Here is a 14,246-nt window from a genome sequence, read left to right on the forward strand (position 1 = left end):
GGAGTCAATTTATGCTGAAGCAACGGGTCATCACCGCGGTGGTGATTGTTTTAGTGCTATTTACGGCGTTAGCCTATTTGTCGATGCCAGCCTTGTCTGCGGTATTTGGCCTTGTTGTGCTAATGGCTGCTTGGGAGTGGGCGAATCTAAGTGGTTTTTCTAGTCGCCTTGGTCGCAGTGTGTATGTGGGTTGCTGCGCACTGGTAATTGCGCTGGCTGGGCAACAAACCGCTATATTTGGCGAGCTAAATTTTATCATTTTGCGAGAAATACTCGTGGCCGCCTGTGTGTGGTGGGCTATCGCTCTGCTGTGGGTTAAAGCCTACCCCTTGAGCGCTGGCTTGTGGGGCTCTAAAGCAATGCGCAGCGTGCTGGGCTTGCTGGTGCTGGTTCCAGCTTGGTTGGCGCTGAGCTATTTGCGGAGCTTAAGCGGCGGTGTTTATCTTATTTTAGTGGTTATTGGTCTAGTCGTTGCCGCGGATGTTGGCGCGTATTTTAGCGGCCGCGCCTTTGGTAAGGCTAAGCTAGCGCCTGCGGTGAGCCCTGGAAAATCGTGGGCCGGATTTTGGGGCGGCTTGCTTAGCAGCGTATCCTTAATGGCTGGGCTGTGGGTCGTTTGGCCGGGCGGTATGCCAGTCGGCTTAGTGCCTGTATTGTGCCTTGCGATTGTCACAGCGCTGGCTTCGGTATTAGGTGATTTACTGGAAAGCATGGTTAAACGTCATCGCGGGATTAAAGATAGTGGTAATTTGCTGCCGGGCCACGGCGGTATTATGGATCGAATCGACAGTATTACAGCCGCTGCCCCTGTATTCGCTCTCGGCCTAATCGTAATAGGGTGGGTGTAATGCAGTCGGTTACCGTATTAGGATCGACGGGGTCTATTGGGCTAAGTACGCTCGATGTACTTGCTCGCCACCGCGATCTTTACTCTGTCTATGCTTTAACCGCGAATACCAGTGTCGATGAGCTCTTTGCCCAAATTATTGCGTTTGCTCCAAGATACGCGGTTTTACGGGGCGAGGGTTTGGCTGCCGAGCTTGCTAAGCGCCTAATTGCGGCCGGTAGTGCCACGAAGGTGTTAAGTGGCGAATCGGGCTTGTGTGAGGTTGCCGCCGCCGCCGATATTACCATGGCGGCCATTGTTGGCTCGGCGGGCTTGCTGCCAACACTGGCAGCGGTAGAGGCCGGTAAAAAGGTTTTGCTGGCCAACAAAGAATCACTGGTCATGGCTGGGCGCTTGTTTATGGACGCGGTGGCACGGAGTGGCGCCGTCTTATTACCGATCGACAGCGAACATAATGCGATATTTCAGTGTCTTCCCTTAGCGTGTGACGCGGGTATAAAGGCGCAGGGTGTGCAGCGAATTTTACTCACCGGTTCCGGCGGCCCATTCCGTTCGACGCCACTTGCTGAGCTTGCCACGGTTACGCCAGATCAGGCTTGCGCGCATCCCAATTGGTCGATGGGACGCAAAATTTCGGTTGATTCAGCAACCATGATGAACAAGGGGCTTGAGTTAATCGAGGCCTGTTGGTTGTTTCATACCGATCCCGCCAGTATTGATATTATTATTCACCCGCAGAGTGTTATTCACTCCATGGTTGAATACGTTGATGGCTCAGTGCTGGCGCAGCTGGGTAATCCGGATATGCGTACACCTATAGCTCATGCTTTGGCTTGGCCTGAGCGGATTCACTCCGGGGTATCGAGTCTGGATATTATTAGTCAGGCGCGGCTAGATTTTGAAGCGCCAGACGAAGTGCGTTTTCCTTGTTTGCGTCTCGCTCGAGAAGCAGCAATTCGTGGTGGTACTGCACCAGCGGTATTGAACGCTGCGAATGAAATTGCAGTTGCGGCATTTTTGGAAGGCGAACTCGCGTTTGCTAGTATCGCCAAGCTGATTGCTGAGGTGATGGCAGAACACGTTATTGTTGAACCGCTGTCGCTGGCCGATGTCCAACAAGCCGATGCGTCTGCGAGGGCCTTGGCTGAAGCGATTGTTGCTGGTAAAACATTGGTTTAAGTTCGAATAAAAATGTTAATTGGCCTAGGTTTAGGTTTGCTTTAGGGCTCAAATACAAGGGACGACAGGCGTGCTGGATATTTTGCAAACAATTGTTGTGACCATTGCGACCTTGGCGATATTGGTTGCTGTTCATGAATTTGGTCACTTTTGGGTGGCTCGACGCTGTGGTGTCAAGGTATTGCGTTTTTCGGTGGGCTTTGGTCGGCCGCTCCTGAAATGGACTGACCGCAGCGGCACAGAATACGTGGTGGCCGGGATTCCCTTGGGCGGCTATGTGAAAATGCTGGATGAGCGCGAAGCCCCGGTGCCAGAAGAGCTGCAAAGCCAAGCGTTTAATCGCGCGTCGCCAAAGTCGCGGATTGCCATAGCCGCAGCAGGTCCGCTAGCGAATCTCATTTTGGCGGTGTTTGTATACTGGCTTATATTTTTAAATGGGGTAAGCGGCGTAGCGCCCATCGTTGCCGAAGTTGAAGCGGATTCATTGGCCGCCCGCGCAGGGATTGTTGCTGGGCAGGAGTTTATTGCGGTCGACGGCAAGGCAACGCCAACTTGGGAAGCGTTGCAGATGCAGCTGTTGGAGCGAATTGGTGAAGACGGTGATATTCATTTCTCCCTCAAATACCCCGATTCCGATTTGATATACCAAAGCACCGTGACTTTGAATGGCTGGATGCACGATGTAGACGAGCCTAACCCAGTGCGGGAATTGGGCGTTAGTTTGTATATGCCCACTTTGCTGCCCACGCTCGACCAAGTGATGCCAGGTAGCCCTGCTGAACGCGCTGGAATGCAAACCGGCGATGTGGTTTTGAGTATTGACGGCAATGCCGTTGGCACGTGGAATGAATGGGTTGAGTTTGTTCGCGGCATCCCTGAGCAAACCGTCAAGATTGTTGTTGAGCGGGCTGGTCAGCAGCGCGAATTACAGATTACACCTGAGCGCAAACTGGATGAGGCGAATAAAGCCTACGGTTATGTTGGGGTGAGCGTGGCTATGCCAGAATGGCCTGAAGAGATGCTCCGTAACGTGCAATATGGCGTGTTTGGTGCAGCGACAGCTGCTGTAGATAAAACCTGGCAGATGAGTGTTTTTACATTGACATCCATTAAAAAGATGCTGACGGGCTTGTTATCGCCGAAAAACTTGAGTGGACCGATAACCATTGCTAAAGTGGCGAGCTCCTCAGTGCAGTACGGCTTCTTTTCTTGGCTGACGTTTTTGGCGCTATTGAGTGTTAGTCTTGCCGTACTGAACTTGCTACCAATCCCTGTGCTAGACGGTGGGCATATTGTTTATGCTCTTGTGGAGTGGGTAATTGGTAAGCCGGTAGCAGAGCAAGTACAAGTCTGGGCGAACCAGCTGGGCTTGGTGTTGGTAGTTTTTGTCATGGTATTTGCTTTATATAACGATGTGTTGCGGCTGTAATTTATAGTTTACGCGATGCTTTTTGTCTTACATATTGGCGCTGTTGGTTTAGTTTTAGCAGCCGCCCCGAGCCTTGGTTTTTAGCTGTTGATGAAACGCTTTTTAGCACTTAGTCTTTTTCTGTGGTCGGCGAGTTTTTTCGCCTCGGCCCAAGATTCACTCGCCGTGTCGGATATTCGCGTAGAAGGTTTACAGCGCATATCGTCGGAAACTGTGTTTTCGGCACTGCCGATTAGCGTTGGTGATCGTCTAGATCCTCGCGCCTTGGCTAATGCCTCACGAGCATTATTCAATACTGGTAATTTCGACGACATTCAAATCGGTATCGATGGCGATGTGCTGGTAGTGCGGGTGGTTGAGCGCCCAGCGATCAGTGCGATCAATCTCGAGGGTAACAAAGCCCTTGCTACTGAAGCACTGATGGACGGCTTAAAAAATGCTGGCCTTGCCGAGGGGCAGGTTTTTAAACGCTCTACCCTCGAAACCATGGGCATGGAGTTAACCCGGCAGTACGTATCCCAAGGCCGTTATGATGCGAGTATTGAAACTGATGTGGTGGCTGAACCCCGCAACCGCGTATCGATCAGTATTAATATAGATGAGGGCAGCAATGCGACCATCGAACACATTAATATTGTTGGCAACACCATTTACGACGACGACACCTTACTCGATTTGTTCGAATTGAAAACCGGCGGTTGGTTGTCATTCTTTAGTAGTAGCAATAAATACTCCCGCGAAAAATTAAAGGGAGATCTTGAAAAGCTCAACTCTTATTATCTCGATCGCGGTTACTTATTATTTAATGCCGATTCCGTTCAAGTTGCCATTAGCCCCAACCGCAAGTCGGTTTACATTACTGTCAACGTGGAAGAGGGCGAGAAATACACGGTCAGTGGTGCGGAGTTGTCAGGTGACCTAGTGTTGCCAGAAGAAGATTTGTCGCGCTTTGTCTTGATTCAAAAAGGCCAGGTATTTTCGCAGGCACTGGTAACAAGTACCGAAGAATTCCTAACTAAGCGCCTGGGCAACGAAGGCTATAACTTTGCCAAGGTTCGCGGTATTCCCGAGCGCGATGAAGAAGCGAAAACGGTTGCCCTGAAGTTCTTTATTGATCCCGGTAAGCGTACCTATGTGCGCCGCATAGATTTTGAAGGCAATTCACGGACTTCTGATGAAGTGTTGCGCCGCGAGATGCGTCAGTTTGAAGGCGCACCAGCGTCGGCAGATAAAATAGAATTGTCGCGGGTGCGACTAGAGCGTTTGGGTTATTTCAAAGAAGCCAAAGTCGATACCCTCGAAGTACCCGGTACTGACGACTTAATTGATTTGCGCTATCAGGTTGAAGAACAGAGTTCAGGCAGCCTTGGTGCCAGCGTTGGCTTCTCCCAAGATAGCGGCTTAATGCTGAGCGCAAATATTCAGCAAAACAACTTTTTTGGTACTGGCCAACAGGTTGGCTTTGGCGTGTCACGCAGTGATTTTGCCACCAGCGCTAGCTTTAATTATATGGATCCATACTTCACTGAAGATGGTGTGAGTCGCGGCTTTTCGATGTATTACCGGACCACCGATTACGAAGAGATCAACGTCGCCAGCTATACCACAGATACCTATGGCAGCAGTGTGAACTTCGGTTATCCAATTTCAGAAACCGAACGTTTAGGCTTTGATTTGGGTGTCAATCGTACGTCGATCACTGCTGGCGTGAGTGCGGTAAAAGAAATTAAGACCAGCCCGCGCATACTCGATGTAATTGATAATTACTTTGTTAGTACCAGAGATGTTACCACCGGTAAATATACGGTGGCGGAAGTGCTCGAAAACATCAGCAGCCTTGATCCGAGCGCCTTGACGCCATCAGAAGAAGAGGGCTTTCTTGATAAATACGGCGACGAGTTTGATAACTTTACTGCAGGCATGTCATGGCGCCAGTCCACTCTAAACCGTGGTCTTTTGGCAACCCGTGGTGCGTCCCAATCCCTGTCGGTAGAAGTTGCGGTGCCGGGTTCCGATCTTGAGTACTTCAAGCTGGGTTATGAAGGTCAGCTCTATGTGCCCTTAAGCAGCAGCTTTACTTTCCGGTTCCGCACTCAGCTTGGCTACGGTGATGGCTACGGTAAATTAGATAGCCTGCCGTTCTATGAAAACTTCTATGCCGGTGGCTTTGGCTCGGTGCGTGGTTATAAGAGTAATACGCTTGGGCCACGAAGCTCGACGGCAGATATTTACCGTATTAGCCAAGCGGCTACGGCAATTGATGCCGACGGTAATGCCCGAGCTCTATCAGCGCAGGGGGCTTATGTTTTAGATCCGACGACTGGTTTGCTTGTGGTTGATAGTGCCACTTCTTATAATCGCGACCCTGATCCCTTCGGTGGTAACGTATTGGTAGAAGGTAGTATTGAACTGTTGTTCCCGCTGCCGTTTGTGAAAGACCAGCGCTCGGTGCGCAGTGGCTTCTTCTTTGACGCCGGTAATGTATTCAGCACTAGCTGTAGCTCAACTCAGCTTAACTGTACTACCCCAGGCGTCTCTGATTTACGTTACTCGGCAGGGATCGGCGCAACATGGATTACCGGTTTTGGTCCCTTGACCTTTAGTTTGGGTCGAGCGCTAAATCCAGAAAAGATTGATGATACTGAAATCTTTCAGTTCTCATTGGGTCGTAGTTTCTAATTAATAGTAAAATAACGAGCAGGAGTTTTTCATGAAGTTTTATAAGATAGTTGCCGTTGCTGTAATGGCTCTTTGGGCTTGCGGAGCTGTTGCCGAAGGACGGATTGCGGTATTTGATGTTGAGGCAGCTGTGCTCAATACCGATATGGCGAAAAAGCGTTTAACCGCGATGCGCAATCAGTCTGAATACAAAAAGAATGTATCCGAACTTGAAAGCTTGAAGAAAAACTATGACAAGCTGGTAGAGCAGTTCCAGAAAGATTTTGACATTTTGAGTGTTGAACAGCGCCAGACTACCAAGAACAAAATTGATGCGGCGCGCGCCGATGGCGAGCATTTGGCACGTAAAATTGAGGGTGCAAACCAGCAAGAAGCGCAGTCAATTCTTCAGGAGTTGGGGCCCAAATTGCAGCAAATTCTGCCTCAGCTAGTGAAAGACGAAAACATTGGTTTGTTGTTGCCACGCAAATCGGTACTTCATGCCGATAGCAGCTATGATATCACTGCTAAAGTGGCGGATAAGTTGAACCAAGCTAAGTAATGTCTGGACGAAAAACATTCAGCTTAGCTGAGCTTGCACAGGCCTTGGAACTCGAGTTTCAAGGCGAGGGGGAGACGCGATTGCTTGGCATTGCGCCTCTCGCTACCGCAAATGCCGGTTATCTTAGTTTTTTGTCGAATATCAAGTTTAAAGCCGCGTTGCAGGCAAGCTCTGCCAGCGCGGTGATACTCCACCCTGAAATTGCCGTGAGCTACACTGGAAACTGCTTACTTAGTTTTAAGCCCTATCTCAGTTATGCGCAGGCAAGTGCCTTGTTTGACCCTTTGGAAAAACCCCGCGCCGGTGTGCATCCCAGCGCTGTAGTGGTGGCCGAGGACGTCGACGACTCGGTTGCGATAGGAGCCAACTGTGTTATTGAGCAGGGCGCGCAGATTGGCGCCGGCACAGTGATTGGTCCTGGTGCCGTGGTGGGCGCTAACTCGCGAATTGGAACAAACTGTTTTATTCATGCCAATGTGACGATATACCACGGCGTGAGTATTGCCGATGATGTAATAATACATTCTGGCGTTGTGATAGGTGGCGATGGCTTCGGCTTTGCTCCTAGTTCAAGCGGTTGGCAAAAAATTCATCAACTCGGCGGCGTTCGTATTGGCAATCGCGTTGAAATAGGTGCTAATTCTTGTGTCGATCGCGGTGCCCTTGAGGACACGGTGATTGGCAATGATGTAATTTGTGATGACTACACCATGATCGCCCATAATGTGGTGATTGGTGATGGTACGGCGATGGCTGCGGCTTGTCAGGTAGCCGGTAGTACCGTGATTGGCAGTGGCTGCACATTTGCAGGGAATGTAGGTGTGGTCGGTCATATTACGATAGCCGATCAGGTTCATATTACTGCCAGAACGCTGATTACCAAATCAATTTTGAAACCTGGCTCTTATTCCAGTGGTACCGGAATGATGGAAACGGGGCTTTGGCGGAAAAATGCCGCGCGCTTTGCGAAACTCGACGAATTGTATCGGCGGGTTGTATCCCTAGAACAACAGTTAAAAATTCAAGAGAAGGACGAAGGCTGAGCCATGCTAATGGATATCAATGAAATCAAAGAATATTTGCCCCAACGCTACCCGTTTTTGTTGGTTGATCGGGTGCTCGAGTTAAATTTAGGTGAGTCGATTGTCGCCCTTAAGAATGTGACAGGTAATGAAAATCACTTCAATGGGCACTTTCCAGAACTGCCGATTATGCCCGGCGTATTGATTATTGAAGCGATGGCACAGGCCGCTGGTATTCTTGGGTTTAAGACCCTAAATAAGAAGCCGGCTGAGGGCTCTATTTACATGTTTGCTGGTGTCGATAAGGCGCGTTTTAAGCGTCAGGTGGTACCTGGTGATCAATTGATTCTGAAGGCTCAGTACGTTTCCGATAAAAGTGGCTTGTGGAAATTTGAGTGCCAAGCCTATGTTGATGATAAGTTAGCCGCTTCTGCGACGATATTGTGTATCGATCGGAAGAGTAAGTAACTGTGACTGAGAATATTCACTCGACTGCGATTATTGATCCGCGTGCGATTATCGACCCCAGTGCGGTGATCGGCGCTGGAGTAACAATCGGTCCTTGGACCATGGTTGGCGCCGATGTTGAAATTGGTGAAGGTTGTGAGATTCGCTCCCATGTAGTGCTCATGGGACCGACCAAAATTGGTAAAAATAATCGCATTTTCCAATTTTCAACGGTTGGCGATGACACGCCAGACCTTAAGTATAAAGGCGAAAAAACCGAACTGATTATCGGTGACGATAATGTGATCCGCGAGGGCGTTACCATTCATAGGGGCACGATTCAGGATTGTGGCAAAACGATTATTGGCAATAAAAACTTATTGATGGCCTATGTTCATGTAGGTCACGATTCGGTGATTGGCGATAACTGTATTCTGGTTAACAATGCCTCGCTTGCCGGCCATGTGGTAGTGGGGGATTGGGCAATATTGAGCGGTTATACGCTCGTTCATCAATTTTGCTTGATTGGAGCTCACAGCTTTGCGGGCTTTGGCTGTGGCATTAGTAAAGATGTACCCGCATACGTTACCGTTAGTGGCACGCCTGCTGAAGCGAAAACGATTAACACAGAAGGTCTCAAGCGCCGCGGTTTCAGCGCCGACAGTATCGCGGCTATTCGTCGCGCCTATAAAATTATTTATCGCCAAAACAACACGGTAGATGAAGCTTTAACGGCCTTGGTGCCGTTGATCGCCGAATTTCCCGCAGTGCAGTTAATGGCGGACTCTTTGAAACAATCTCAGCGCGGCATTGTGCGTTAAATCGCGTCTTACAGCCGCGCAAAATGGCAATTCTATGACTGCATTACGAATCGGTATTATCGCTGGAGAAGCCTCTGGCGATATTTTAGGCGCTGATTTAATCCGCGCAATCAAATCGCGCCACCCCAATGCAGAGTTTGAAGGGGTTGGCGGTCCGCTCATGATTGAACAGGGTTGTCGTAGTCTTTGTGAAATGGATCGCTTGTCGGTTATGGGTATCGTAGAACCTCTGAAGCGTTTGCCGGAGTTGCTGCGCTTGCGTCGCTTACTTAAATCGCATTTTTTAAGCTGGCAGCCTGCGATTGTCATTGGCGTTGACTCGCCAGATTTCACCCTGAATATTGAGCGCTACGTGCGTGAGCGCGGAATTAAAACACTGCACTATGTAAGTCCCTCAGTGTGGGCGTGGCGGCAGGGTAGGGTTAAGGGCATAGCTAAGGCGGTGGATCATATGCTGACCTTATTCCCCTTTGAAGCGCGCTTTTATAAAGATCACGGTGTACCTGTGACCTGTGTTGGCCATCCCCTTGCCGACCAAATACCGATGGATGACCAGCGCGGTCTCGCTCGCGCGGAACTCGATGTCGAAGATGGTCATCCGGTGTTGGCCATACTGCCTGGTAGTCGCGGGGGAGAAGTGGCGCAATTAATTAAGCCCTTTCTCGATACCGCACAGTGGCTGCGCCGCGCTCAGCCCAATATAGAATTTTTAATTCCTGCAGCCAATGCCGAGCGCAAAATGCAGATTTTGCAGGCTATTGCGGCCTTCTCCAACGACCTGCCGGTGCGTGTGGTCAGCGGTCAGTCGCGAACTGTGATGGCGGCTGCCGATGTGGTGTTGATGGCATCAGGGACCACAAGTCTTGAGGCCTTGCTTCTGCAACGGCCGATGGTGGTTGCCTACCGATTTGGAAAATGGTCGTATAAATTACTTTCGCGCCTAGTTAAAACACCTTTCTTTTCACTGCCCAATTTATTAGCCCAGCGGGGTTTGGTGCCTGAGGTATTGCAGGATGAAGTGTGCGCAGAAGTGATGGGGCCTTTATTACTGGAACAGCTCAATAATGCCAATCACCGTGAGACCTTGATTAATGAGTTTCAGAACATCCATCGCCAGTTAGCGCAAGGTGCTAGCGAGCGGGCCGCTGATGTGGTGCTTGCCTGTGCTGGAGTGAGCAATGTCTGAGATTGATGATTTATTTGCTGAATTTGATGTGCCGACTCTCACCGCCGGTGTGGATGAAGTAGGGCGTGGCCCACTGTGCGGTGATGTAGTAACAGCGGCAGTTATTCTTGATCCCGCCAATCCGATTGTTGGTTTAAAGGATTCGAAAAAGCTCACCGAGAAGCGTCGCGAGGCGCTGTTTCTTGAAATTCAGGAGAAAGCCCTGAGCTTTTGCATTGCCAGAGCCTCGGTAACTGAAATAGACGAGATCAATATTTTACAAGCGAGCTTACTGGCGATGCACCGCGCAGTGGCTGGTTTGTCGGTGCAGCCTGAATATGTTTTGGTTGATGGTAATAAAGTACCGAAATGGCCTTATCGCGCCGAAGCTGTGGTGAAGGGAGATAGCCGAGTGCCTGCGATCGCGGCAGCGTCAATTCTCGCAAAAGTTACTCGGGATCGGGAGATGATTGAACTGGATAAACAGTACCCTGGTTACGGTATTGCCGGTCACAAAGGTTATCCAACCAAGGTGCATATGGAAGCGCTGCAGCGCCTAGGTGTAACGCCAATTCACCGCCGCAGCTATGCTCCAGTTCGCGCTGCGCTAGAGGCTGAGCAATGATGAATGACAGTTTTGTTCACCTGCGGGTGCACTCCGAATATTCGCTGGTTGATGGTCTAACTCGAGTAAAGGGGCTTACCAAGCGGGTGGCTGAGCTGGGCATGCCTGCGGTGGCGCTCACTGATTTAAATAATTTTTACGCGCTTATTAAATTTCAAAAGTCAGCGATGGGCGCCGGAATAAAGCCTATTTTTGGCTGTGACTTACTGATGCGTGATGACGATGACCCAGATCAAACTTCGGTCATTTGTCTTTTGGTGCAAAATGAAAAAGGCTATCGCAATCTTACCGAGCTGATATCCCGTGCCTATCAAGATGGCCAGTATTTAGGTAAAGCCTACGCCTATCGCAGTTGGGTCGAACAGGCCAGTGAAGGTTTAATTGCCTTGTCTGGTGGGCGCGAGGGCGATGTCGGTCAGGCCTTACTTAGTGGTAAGGCGGACAATGCCCAGCAGAGTTTGTCGCGGTGGTTAGCGGTATTTCCAGACCGCTTTTATCTGGAATTACAGCGCACCGGTCGTCAAAACGAAGACGATTATCTGCACGCCGCCGTCGAGTTAGCCGAGCGTAATGACTGCCCTGTGGTTGCCACCAATGATGTGCGCTTCCTTGATGCTGATGAATTTGAAGCTCACGATGCGCGGGTTTGTATCAGGGATGGTCGAGTTCTGGATGACCCTCGTCGGCCGCGGAGTTATAGCGATCAGCAATTCTTGCGCAGCCCAGAGGAGATGGCCGAGCTATTTGCCGACATTCCAGAGGCGCTACAAAACAGCGTGGAAATTGCCAAACGCTGCAATCTCACTATTAAACTGGGTACTTATTATTTGCCGGAGTACCCGATTCCGGAAGGGCAGACCCAGGAGACATTTTTTCGTCAGCTCTGCCACGATGGCCTCGATGCACGCTTAGACTTTCTATTCGATCGCAATTCACCGGATTTTGAGGCTTATCAAACGGAATATCGTGAGCGCCTAGAATTTGAGCTCAATGTTATTTTGCAGATGGGTTTTCCTGGTTACTTTTTGATCGTAATGGACTTTATTCAGTGGGCCAAGGATCACGATATTCCGGTTGGTCCTGGTCGAGGTTCAGGTGCCGGTTCGCTGGTTGCTTACGCGCTTAAAATTACCGATCTTGATCCCATTCAATACGATTTGCTGTTCGAGCGATTCTTGAATCCCGAGCGGGTATCGATGCCGGATTTTGACGTCGACTTTTGTATGGAAGGTCGAGATCGGGTTATTAATTACGTGGCCGACAATTATGGTCGCGACGCGGTAAGCCAGATTATTACCTTTGGCACCATGGCGGCTAAGGCGGTAGTGCGCGACGTGGCGCGAGTGCAGGGCAAGGCCTATGGTCTAGCCGATAAGCTGTCGAAAATGATTCCCTTTGAAGTGGGTATCACTCTAGCGAAAGCCTATGAGCAGGAAGAAGTGCTTCGCGAGTTTTTAGGCGCAGATGAACAAGCCCAAGAAATTTGGGATATGGCCACCCAGTTAGAGGGCGTGGTGCGCGGAGTGGGTAAGCACGCGGGCGGTGTGGTTATCGCACCCTCTAAACTGACCGATTTTGCGCCGCTGTACTGCGACGATGCGGGCGGCGGACTGGTTACGCAGTTTGATAAAAGTGATGTTGAAGAAGCGGGCTTGGTTAAGTTTGACTTCTTGGGGCTGCGTACTCTCACCATCATTCATTGGGCATTAAAAATTGTAAATGCTCAGCGCGCCAAGCTCGGTGAAGAAGCCCTCGATATCATGTCGATTCCGCTCCAGGATCGGCCAACATTTGAGATGTTAAAGCGCGCCGAAACCACCGCGGTATTCCAGTTGGAATCTCGCGGTATGAAGGATTTGATCAAGCGTCTGCTGCCCGACTGCTTTGAAGATATTATCGCACTGGTGGCTTTGTTTCGGCCTGGTCCGTTGCAGTCAGGTATGGTTGATGACTTCATCAACCGTAAGCACGGCCGTGCCGAGCTAGCTTATCCCCATCCTCAGTACCAACACGAATGTTTGAAGCCCGTACTTGAGCCGACTTACGGCATTATTCTGTATCAGGAACAGGTTATGCAGATCGCCCAGGTGATGGGCGGTGTTAGTTTGGGTGGCGCTGACTTATTGCGGCGAGCAATGGGTAAGAAAAATGCTGCAGAAATGGATAAGCAGCGGAGCTTGTTTCAGAACGGTGCTGTAGAAAAGGGTTTCTCCGAAGAGCTGGCGTCGAATATTTTTGACTTGATGGAAAAATTCGCCGGCTATGGTTTTAACAAATCCCACTCTGCTGCTTACGCCTTGGTTTCTTACCAAACCGCGTGGCTGAAAACCCATTATCCCGCACCGTTTATGGCGGCGGTAATGAGCTCGGAATTGGACAATACCGACAAGATCGTTATCTTCATTGAAGAATGTCGGGAAATGAAACTGGACTATAAGTTGCCTTCGGTAAACGAAGGTGAATATATGTTCACGGTTAATGATCGCGGCCAGATTGTGTATGGCTTGGGCGCAATAAAAGGTTTGGGTGAGGGGCCGGTAGAAAATATTATTGCCGCGCGCAATAGCGGTGGCCCCTTTAAAAATCTTTTCGAATTCTGTGAGCGCACCGACCCCCGTAAAGTAAATAAGCGCGCAATTGAAGCATTGATTCGCTCTGGCGCTTTTGATGATCTCGGTGAGGATCGCGCAGTGCTTATGGCGGCCATGCCCGATGCGGTGCAAGCGGCAGAGCAGGCCGCGAAAAATGTCGAAAGCGGCATGATGGATTTGTTCGGCGGCAGCCTTGCTCTTGAAGACGAAGACGTCTATGCGAGCTTTAAGGATGTAAGGCGCTGGACCACCAAAGAGCGCTTGCTCGGCGAGAAAGAAACCCTCGGTCTCTATGTTACCGGTCATCCGATAGATGATTACGAGGCTGAGTTGCGGCGCTTTGTGCCGCGCAAGATAGTCGATCTCAACCCAGAAAAACATCCCCAGACGATTGCGGGCTTGGTGATGAGCATGCGCACTATGAAAAACAAGCGCGGCGACACCATGGCCTTTGTTTTGCTCGATGATCGCAGCGCGCGGATCGAAGTGGCTTTATTTAGTGATGCCTATGATTCCTGCCGTGAAAAGCTGATAAAAGACACCGTGATTGTGGTAGAAGGGGTGTGCAGCAACGACGAATATAGCGGCGGCAAAAAAATGCGTGTCAAAGCCGTGCGCAGTATTGCCGAAGCACGCGATCAACACGCGCGGGAATTACAGGTGTCGATGTCGGCCGAGAAAGTTGATGATGAGGCGATTGCGCGCTTAAAAGGCGCTTTAACTGTTGCAAAGGGTGGCCGTTGTCCGGTGGTGATTAATTATCAGCGCGCGGAAGGACGGGGGCAGATTCGCCTAGGTGACAATTGGCGGATCCTGCCAAATGATGAATTATTACTGCGATTAAGTGAAGAGTGTGGCGCAAATAACGTGGTCATCAATTATGATTAACGTATAATCAGT

At 50.1% G+C, this 14,246-nt stretch carries 11 protein-coding genes; all 11 read left to right on the forward strand.

Annotated elements, in window-relative coordinates:
* The first annotated feature begins 11 nt into the window (after positions 1 to 11).
* The 11 genes from AB4876_RS00980 to dnaE all read left to right on the forward strand — a co-directional run bounded on the left by AB4876_RS00980 (position 12) and on the right by dnaE (position 14,234).
* A complete protein-coding gene (locus AB4876_RS00980) occupies positions 12 to 848 on the forward strand; it encodes a phosphatidate cytidylyltransferase (RefSeq protein WP_368379789.1) in 837 nt (278 codons plus the stop codon).
* Positions 848 to 2,026, forward strand: coding sequence for a 1-deoxy-D-xylulose-5-phosphate reductoisomerase (ispC, locus tag AB4876_RS00985; RefSeq protein ID WP_368379790.1), 1,179 nt, complete (start codon positions 848 to 850; stop codon positions 2,024 to 2,026). The genes AB4876_RS00980 and ispC overlap by 1 nt, the downstream gene beginning before the upstream one ends.
* Positions 2,027 to 2,096: 70 nt before the next feature.
* Positions 2,097 to 3,455 (forward strand): RIP metalloprotease RseP, encoded by a 1,359-nt coding sequence (gene rseP, locus AB4876_RS00990; protein ID WP_368379791.1) that lies wholly within the window; start codon positions 2,097 to 2,099, stop codon positions 3,453 to 3,455.
* Positions 3,456 to 3,545: 90 nt separating this feature from the next.
* On the forward strand, positions 3,546 to 6,134 hold the full coding sequence (gene bamA / locus AB4876_RS00995) for an outer membrane protein assembly factor BamA (protein WP_368379792.1): 2,589 nt from the start codon (positions 3,546 to 3,548) through the stop codon (positions 6,132 to 6,134).
* 31 nt (positions 6,135 to 6,165) lie between these two features.
* On the forward strand, positions 6,166 to 6,675 hold the full coding sequence (locus AB4876_RS01000) for an OmpH/Skp family outer membrane protein (RefSeq protein ID WP_368379793.1): 510 nt from the start codon (positions 6,166 to 6,168) through the stop codon (positions 6,673 to 6,675).
* On the forward strand, positions 6,675 to 7,718 hold the full coding sequence (lpxD, locus tag AB4876_RS01005; RefSeq protein WP_368379794.1) for a UDP-3-O-(3-hydroxymyristoyl)glucosamine N-acyltransferase: 1,044 nt from the start codon (positions 6,675 to 6,677) through the stop codon (positions 7,716 to 7,718). The genes AB4876_RS01000 and lpxD overlap by 1 nt, the downstream gene beginning before the upstream one ends.
* A 3-nt stretch (positions 7,719 to 7,721) precedes the next feature.
* Positions 7,722 to 8,165 carry a 3-hydroxyacyl-ACP dehydratase FabZ gene (gene fabZ, locus AB4876_RS01010; protein WP_368379795.1) on the forward strand — a complete coding sequence of 148 codons (444 nt, stop codon included), beginning with the start codon at positions 7,722 to 7,724 and terminating at the stop codon, positions 8,163 to 8,165.
* 29 nt (positions 8,166 to 8,194) lie between these two features.
* The gene (gene lpxA, locus AB4876_RS01015) at positions 8,195 to 8,965 is read left to right on the forward strand and encodes an acyl-ACP--UDP-N-acetylglucosamine O-acyltransferase (RefSeq protein ID WP_438273395.1); all 771 of its coding nucleotides are present in this window, start codon (positions 8,195 to 8,197) and stop codon (positions 8,963 to 8,965) included.
* 34 nt (positions 8,966 to 8,999) lie between these two features.
* Positions 9,000 to 10,151 (forward strand): lipid-A-disaccharide synthase, encoded by a 1,152-nt coding sequence (gene lpxB / locus AB4876_RS01020; RefSeq protein ID WP_368379797.1) that lies wholly within the window; start codon positions 9,000 to 9,002, stop codon positions 10,149 to 10,151.
* On the forward strand, positions 10,144 to 10,755 hold the full coding sequence (gene rnhB / locus AB4876_RS01025; RefSeq protein ID WP_368379798.1) for a ribonuclease HII: 612 nt from the start codon (positions 10,144 to 10,146) through the stop codon (positions 10,753 to 10,755). The genes lpxB and rnhB overlap by 8 nt, the downstream gene beginning before the upstream one ends.
* Positions 10,755 to 14,234, forward strand: coding sequence for a DNA polymerase III subunit alpha (gene dnaE, locus AB4876_RS01030; RefSeq protein ID WP_368380107.1), 3,480 nt, complete (start codon positions 10,755 to 10,757; stop codon positions 14,232 to 14,234). The genes rnhB and dnaE overlap by 1 nt, the downstream gene beginning before the upstream one ends.
* Positions 14,235 to 14,246 lie beyond the last annotated feature (12 nt).

Source organism: Zhongshania guokunii, assembly GCF_040892635.1.
Classification (GTDB): domain Bacteria; phylum Pseudomonadota; class Gammaproteobacteria; order Pseudomonadales; family Spongiibacteraceae; genus Spongiibacter; species Spongiibacter guokunii.

Bases quoted from the DNA above. Each gene is read 5' to 3' on its own strand.
- AB4876_RS00980 (WP_368379789.1), top strand. From the start codon at position 12: ATGCTGAAGCAACGGGTCATCACCGCGGTGGTGATTGTTTTAGTGCTA.
- ispC (WP_368379790.1), top strand. From the start codon at position 848: ATGCAGTCGGTTACCGTATTAGGATCGACGGGGTCTATTGGGCTAAGT.
- bamA (WP_368379792.1), top strand. From the start codon at position 3,546: ATGAAACGCTTTTTAGCACTTAGTCTTTTTCTGTGGTCGGCGAGTTTT.
- AB4876_RS01000 (WP_368379793.1), top strand. From the start codon at position 6,166: ATGAAGTTTTATAAGATAGTTGCCGTTGCTGTAATGGCTCTTTGGGCT.
- lpxD (WP_368379794.1), top strand. From the start codon at position 6,675: ATGTCTGGACGAAAAACATTCAGCTTAGCTGAGCTTGCACAGGCCTTG.
- fabZ (WP_368379795.1), top strand. From the start codon at position 7,722: ATGCTAATGGATATCAATGAAATCAAAGAATATTTGCCCCAACGCTAC.
- lpxB (WP_368379797.1), top strand. From the start codon at position 9,000: ATGACTGCATTACGAATCGGTATTATCGCTGGAGAAGCCTCTGGCGAT.
- rnhB (WP_368379798.1), top strand. From the start codon at position 10,144: ATGTCTGAGATTGATGATTTATTTGCTGAATTTGATGTGCCGACTCTC.
- dnaE (WP_368380107.1), top strand. From the start codon at position 10,755: ATGAATGACAGTTTTGTTCACCTGCGGGTGCACTCCGAATATTCGCTG.